The following is a 4,396-nucleotide window of genomic DNA, read 5'->3' as shown; positions in this document are numbered from 1 at the left end:
GCATTTGGTCGGATGATTCGAAGCGCAGGAAACCCGACCAGGTGTGCACCGCGACGAGTTCGACGCCGCGGAAAGCGGCTTCATCGAAGGCGATCTCTATGGCCTGCACGCTGCTGCGTGAGCCGTCTACGCCGACCACCACCGGTCTGTCCGGTGGCGCGGTGGTCTCCGGGATGACCGCGACCGGGCATGCCGCGTGCCGTGCCAGGGCGGTGCTCACCGAACCCAGGAGTCTGCGGTTGATGGCGCCGAGCCCGTGGGTGCCCAGGACGAGCAGTCGCGCGGCCTTCGAGCGATCGCGCAGGACCGGGATCGCGGGCGCGTCCACCAGTTCGGTGGTGATCTCGAGTTCGGCGATCGGCGCGGATTCGGAGATGGCGGTCGCGCGGGCGGTTTCGAGCGCGTCCAGCCCGCCTTGCCGATAGCTGTCGAAGTCGAACTGGCCGAGTTCGAAGCCCGATCCGAAGTCACCGAGCACACCGATCGCGTAGATGAGGTGTAGCGGCACGGTGCGCCGAGCGGCATCGATGGCAGCCCAGCGCAGTGCCGCAAGCGCGACGGGTGAGCCGTCGACGCCGACCAGGACAGGCCGATTGCTGATCGCGGACATCTGTTTCGCCTCTCTGCTTGCCTGGGCCGGTGCGCCTCGGGGCCGTCGCGAGTCACTGCGGTGCGGAGGCGGTGGTGAGATGCTCGGCGATGAGGATGCGGTGAGCTTGCTGGGCCGCGTCGGCCCGGCGTCGATCGTCGATGCTCGGCAACTGTTCGAGCCCGCGAGCGAGAACCGCGATGGTGTCACCGAGCAGCAGGACCCGGTGTTCCGGCTCGTCGAGTCGCTCGGTCAGCGCGCCCGGCTCGCCACTGATCTTCTCGCGCAGCAACGCGCGCAGTCGCGTCGGCGGCTCGGTGACGATCCGGCGGGCGAGGTGCGAAGACGCTTCGAGTGAATCGCTCGAAGGGGACATGAGCATCAGACTCGTCCCGATGTCCATGGCGCGCCTAGGGTCCGATGGCCCCGGCCGGAACGTCCGAGGACCCTCCATCGAGAGTTGTCCCGGACCGGGCCGCCACCGACCGAGCCGTACGTGACGACACTGAGAGCCTGCCTGTGCAACCCGGAGTGCACGGACCGGGCGGCCGTCTCATAGGAGTGCCGTATTCGACAATGCCCGGACAACGGGATCATCTGCACGCATGCGGGCCTCCCCACCGGCGTCAGGGCATGCTCGGTCCGATATCCGAGTATGCGCCGAATGGCAGGGTACGGATCGCGGGCATCGGTGTTGGCCGGGAGAGCGACCAATGGCCCCCACACGGTGTGGAGTGCAGCGTCGACCTGCGACCAATGGCCCTACCGTCGGTTCGCGGCAGGTTGCGACGATGGGTCGGGATGGCAGCAGAGGAGGTCGACCCCATGTACGCGAAGGTAGGGGACTGGCTGATAGTCGAAGGTCGCAATCTCGGTGGTTCGGTCCGGCACGGGCTCATCGAGGAAGTGCACGGCACCGACGGAACGCCGCCTTATATGGTGCATTGGACCGATACGGGCCATCGGGCACTGACCTTCCCCGGGCCGGACGCACACGTAGTCACTCGTGATCAACTGCGTGCGCAGGAAGACATCGCGCAGCCGCGCCTGTCCTCCAGGCACTATCGAGGAAGCACACCTGCCGCGAAGTCAGCGCAAGCTTGACCAGGACAGTACCGGCAGGGTGAACACTATGACGGAGAACGCAATCCCACCGTGCGAACAGATCGGCCGGCCCACCGTCGTCGCCGTCGACGGTTCTGCCGTCTCCTACTACGCCGTGGCGTGGGCCGCAGCGGATGCGGCGCTGTACCGGCGCAAACTGTCCATCGTCACCTCTATTCGAACCGGCTTCGGTCCGGTACCTCGTTCGGTCGACACCGACGTGGTGCGGCGCCGGACCGCAGAGCGAGTTCTCGCCGAGGCCTGCGACGTGGCTCGCAAGGCCGCACTTGATGAGACACTGCCGGTGGAAGCCGACCTGATCGATGAGCCGGTCGCCACTTATCTGATCGATCGTTCGCGAGGATCGCGAATGGTGGTCGTCGGCAACCGCGGTCTGGGGGCGTTCAGGCGACGATTGCCCGGTTCGGTGAGCGCAGCGGTGATCAAGCACGCCCAATGCCCGGTCGGCATCGTTCGCTCCGCGCCCGCTACAGATGCGGAATCGGTGAGTGAACCGGTCCTGGTCGGAGTGGACGGAACACGCCACTGCCTACCGGCTGTGCTGCTGGCGTTCGAAGAAGCCTCGCGACGCGAGGTGGAGTTGATCGCTCTGCACGCGTGGAGCGATACGCGTGGGGCGAATCTCATTCCGACCTGGGACGCCGTGCGGGAGCTGGAAGACGCGGCGCTGGCGGAGAGTCTTGCGGGGTTCGGCGAGCGATATCCGGAGGTATCGGTACGGCGGATCTTGGTACACGACAGTCCGGTTCGCTGTCTGACGGAGGAATCGCGCAGCGCGCAGCTGCTGGTGGTAGGCAGTCGTAGGGGTAATCGCAAGGGTGCGACCGGAGTGCTGCCCTGCTCCATCACGTCCGCCCTGGCGAAGTCGGTGGAATGCCCGATCATCGTCGCTCGAACCTGAGACCAGGGATGCGGAAGGCGGCTCGCGGACATCGCGGGACCAACGGCTCTCCACTCGGCGACGATCGGACCTGCCCGGCTCGAAGTGCGGAAGACAACACTGAGGCGCGGAAGGAGGTCTGCGATGTTCTTCGATGATCGCCGCGACGCCGGACGTCGTCTGGGGAGTCGGCTGGAGTACCTCCGGGGCGAGGATGTCGTCGTGGTGGGACTGCCGCGCGGCGGCGTCCCCGTGGCCTACGAGGTCGCGCGGACGCTGGATGCGCCGCTGGATGTGATCGTGGTTCGCAAGCTCGGTGTGCCATACCAGCCGGAACTCGCATTCGGCGCGATCGGCGAAGATGACGTCCAAGTGATCAACGACGTGGTCGTCGGGTACACCAGGCTCACCCGCGAGGAGATCGCTACGGTAGAACGGCGCGAACGTGCAGAACTTCGGGGACGGACCGAACGGCTGCGGCGTACGCATCGGCGTATTCCGCTGCTAGGCCGCACTGTCGTCGTAGTCGATGACGGCATCGCCACCGGTGCGACGGCTCGAGCCGCCTGCGGGGTGGCGTGGGCACACGGCGCACAACGTGTCGTCCTGGCCGTTCCCGTCGCTCCGCGGGACACGCTGTCGGCGCTGCAGGAGGTGGCCGACGAGGTGGTCTGTCTGGAGTCGCCCACGTGGTTCGCCGCTGTCGGCCGCTGGTACCGCAGCTTCGGCCAAGTCACCGACGCCGAGGTCGAGTTGCTTCTCCGAGCTGCGGGAGACGGCCACACGCTGCACCGGACATCCCCCGATGATCCGCCGCTGTGTGATGAGGACATACAGATTCGGACAAGAGAAACGAGACTGTCCGGACACCTCAGCGTTCCCGAGGACCCGCTCGGGATGGTGATCTTCGTGCACGGCAGCGGCAGCAGCCGGCACAGCCCCCGCAACCGTCTCGTTGCCGAGGTGCTCAACCGAGCCGGGCTGGCCACCCTGCTCTTCGACCTGCTCACTCCGGAAGAGGAGATGGATCGGGCACGAGTTTTCGATATCCCGCTACTGTCGCGGCGATTGATCGACGTGACCCGATGGCTGCTCGGCCGGGCGGATATCACCGGCATGCGGATCGGGTACTTCGGGGCGAGCACGGGCGCTGCGGCGGCATTGCGAGCCGCGGCCGATCCCGGTGTGCCTGTCGCCGCCGTGGTGTCGCGTGGCGGACGGCCGGATCTGGCCGGATCGGCGCTCTCGGCGGTGCGCGCGCCGACGCTGCTGATCGTCGGCGGATACGACTGTCCCGTACTGGAGCTCAACCGTTCTGCGGCGCAGGAGATGTCGTGCGAGACGGTGCTGACCGTGGTGCCCGGTGCCACGCATCTGTTCATCGAGCCGGGTGCATTGGAGAAGGTCGCCGAGCTCGCGCGTGATTGGCTGGTCGCTCAGCTTGCGCCCGCACCGGCGGCCGACAGCGGAAATGGACGGACACACGCACGGCGATGACCCCGATCGCGGTTCTGCCCGGTGGCGGCGGTTCGAAGCGCGCCTGCGATCCGGGTTGCTGATCGTGCGTTCGCTGTTGCGGGCGGTGGGCCGATCCGGTCGAGCCATAACTCGACGTCACGCCGTACGGCCGACGTAGTGGTGGACAACCACCAGCATGGGGCTGCTGTACTGCGGATGCGTGCCGGCGTGGTGCGACGTGGTGCGGCGCGCCTTCGAGGTCAGCGCAGCGGTACTTGCCAGTGCAGCCGGGTGCCGGCGGGGCTGCCGTCCGGCCCGGTAGCGGCGGTGATGGTGAAGGTGCC

Annotated in this window: 6 protein-coding genes; 3 read left to right on the top strand and 3 right to left on the bottom strand. The window is 67.2% G+C overall.

Annotated features, from left to right (window positions below):
• Both ACWEKR_RS35450 and ACWEKR_RS35445 read right to left on the bottom strand, forming a co-directional pair.
• Positions 1-610 (bottom strand): universal stress protein (locus ACWEKR_RS35450; RefSeq protein ID WP_452358223.1); only part of this gene is annotated, 610 nt, incomplete at its 3' end.
• A 52-nt stretch (positions 611-662) separates the two neighbouring features.
• Entirely contained in the window at positions 663-965 is a 303-nt protein-coding gene (locus ACWEKR_RS35445; protein WP_452358222.1) for a hypothetical protein, read from the bottom strand.
• A 425-nt stretch (positions 966-1,390) separates the two neighbouring features.
• On the opposite strand from ACWEKR_RS35445, the gene ACWEKR_RS35440 reads away from it, so the two are divergent.
• The 3 genes from ACWEKR_RS35440 (at position 1,391) to ACWEKR_RS35430 (ending at position 4,091) form a co-directional block, all read left to right on the top strand.
• Positions 1,391-1,693: a DUF1918 domain-containing protein gene (locus ACWEKR_RS35440; RefSeq protein WP_452358221.1), complete on the top strand. Its 303-nt coding sequence runs from the start codon at positions 1,391-1,393 to the stop codon at positions 1,691-1,693.
• 28 nt (positions 1,694-1,721) lie between these two features.
• Positions 1,722-2,615 (top strand): universal stress protein, encoded by an 894-nt coding sequence (locus tag ACWEKR_RS35435; RefSeq protein ID WP_452358220.1) that lies wholly within the window; start codon positions 1,722-1,724, stop codon positions 2,613-2,615.
• 123 nt (positions 2,616-2,738) lie between these two features.
• A complete protein-coding gene (locus ACWEKR_RS35430) occupies positions 2,739-4,091 on the top strand; it encodes a phosphoribosyltransferase family protein (protein WP_452358219.1) in 1,353 nt (450 codons plus the stop codon).
• Between the two features lie 117 nt (positions 4,092-4,208).
• Here ACWEKR_RS35430 and ACWEKR_RS35425 read toward each other — a convergent pair.
• Positions 4,209-4,396, bottom strand: a 188-nt coding sequence (locus ACWEKR_RS35425) for a hypothetical protein (protein WP_452358218.1), incomplete at its 5' end; no start/stop codon positions are given.

This window comes from Nocardia sp. NPDC004573, from assembly GCF_053602135.1.
This window is presented reverse-complemented; position numbering and strand designations above follow the sequence as displayed.

Excerpts from the sequence above, each read along its gene's own strand:
- ACWEKR_RS35430 (WP_452358219.1), top strand. The coding sequence starts at position 2,739 with ATGTTCTTCGATGATCGCCGCGACGCCGGACGTCGTCTGGGGAGTCGG.
- ACWEKR_RS35435 (WP_452358220.1), top strand. The coding sequence starts at position 1,722 with ATGACGGAGAACGCAATCCCACCGTGCGAACAGATCGGCCGGCCCACC.
- ACWEKR_RS35445 (WP_452358222.1), bottom strand. The coding sequence starts at position 965 with ATGTCCCCTTCGAGCGATTCACTCGAAGCGTCTTCGCACCTCGCCCGC.
- ACWEKR_RS35440 (WP_452358221.1), top strand. The coding sequence starts at position 1,391 with ATGGCAGCAGAGGAGGTCGACCCCATGTACGCGAAGGTAGGGGACTGG.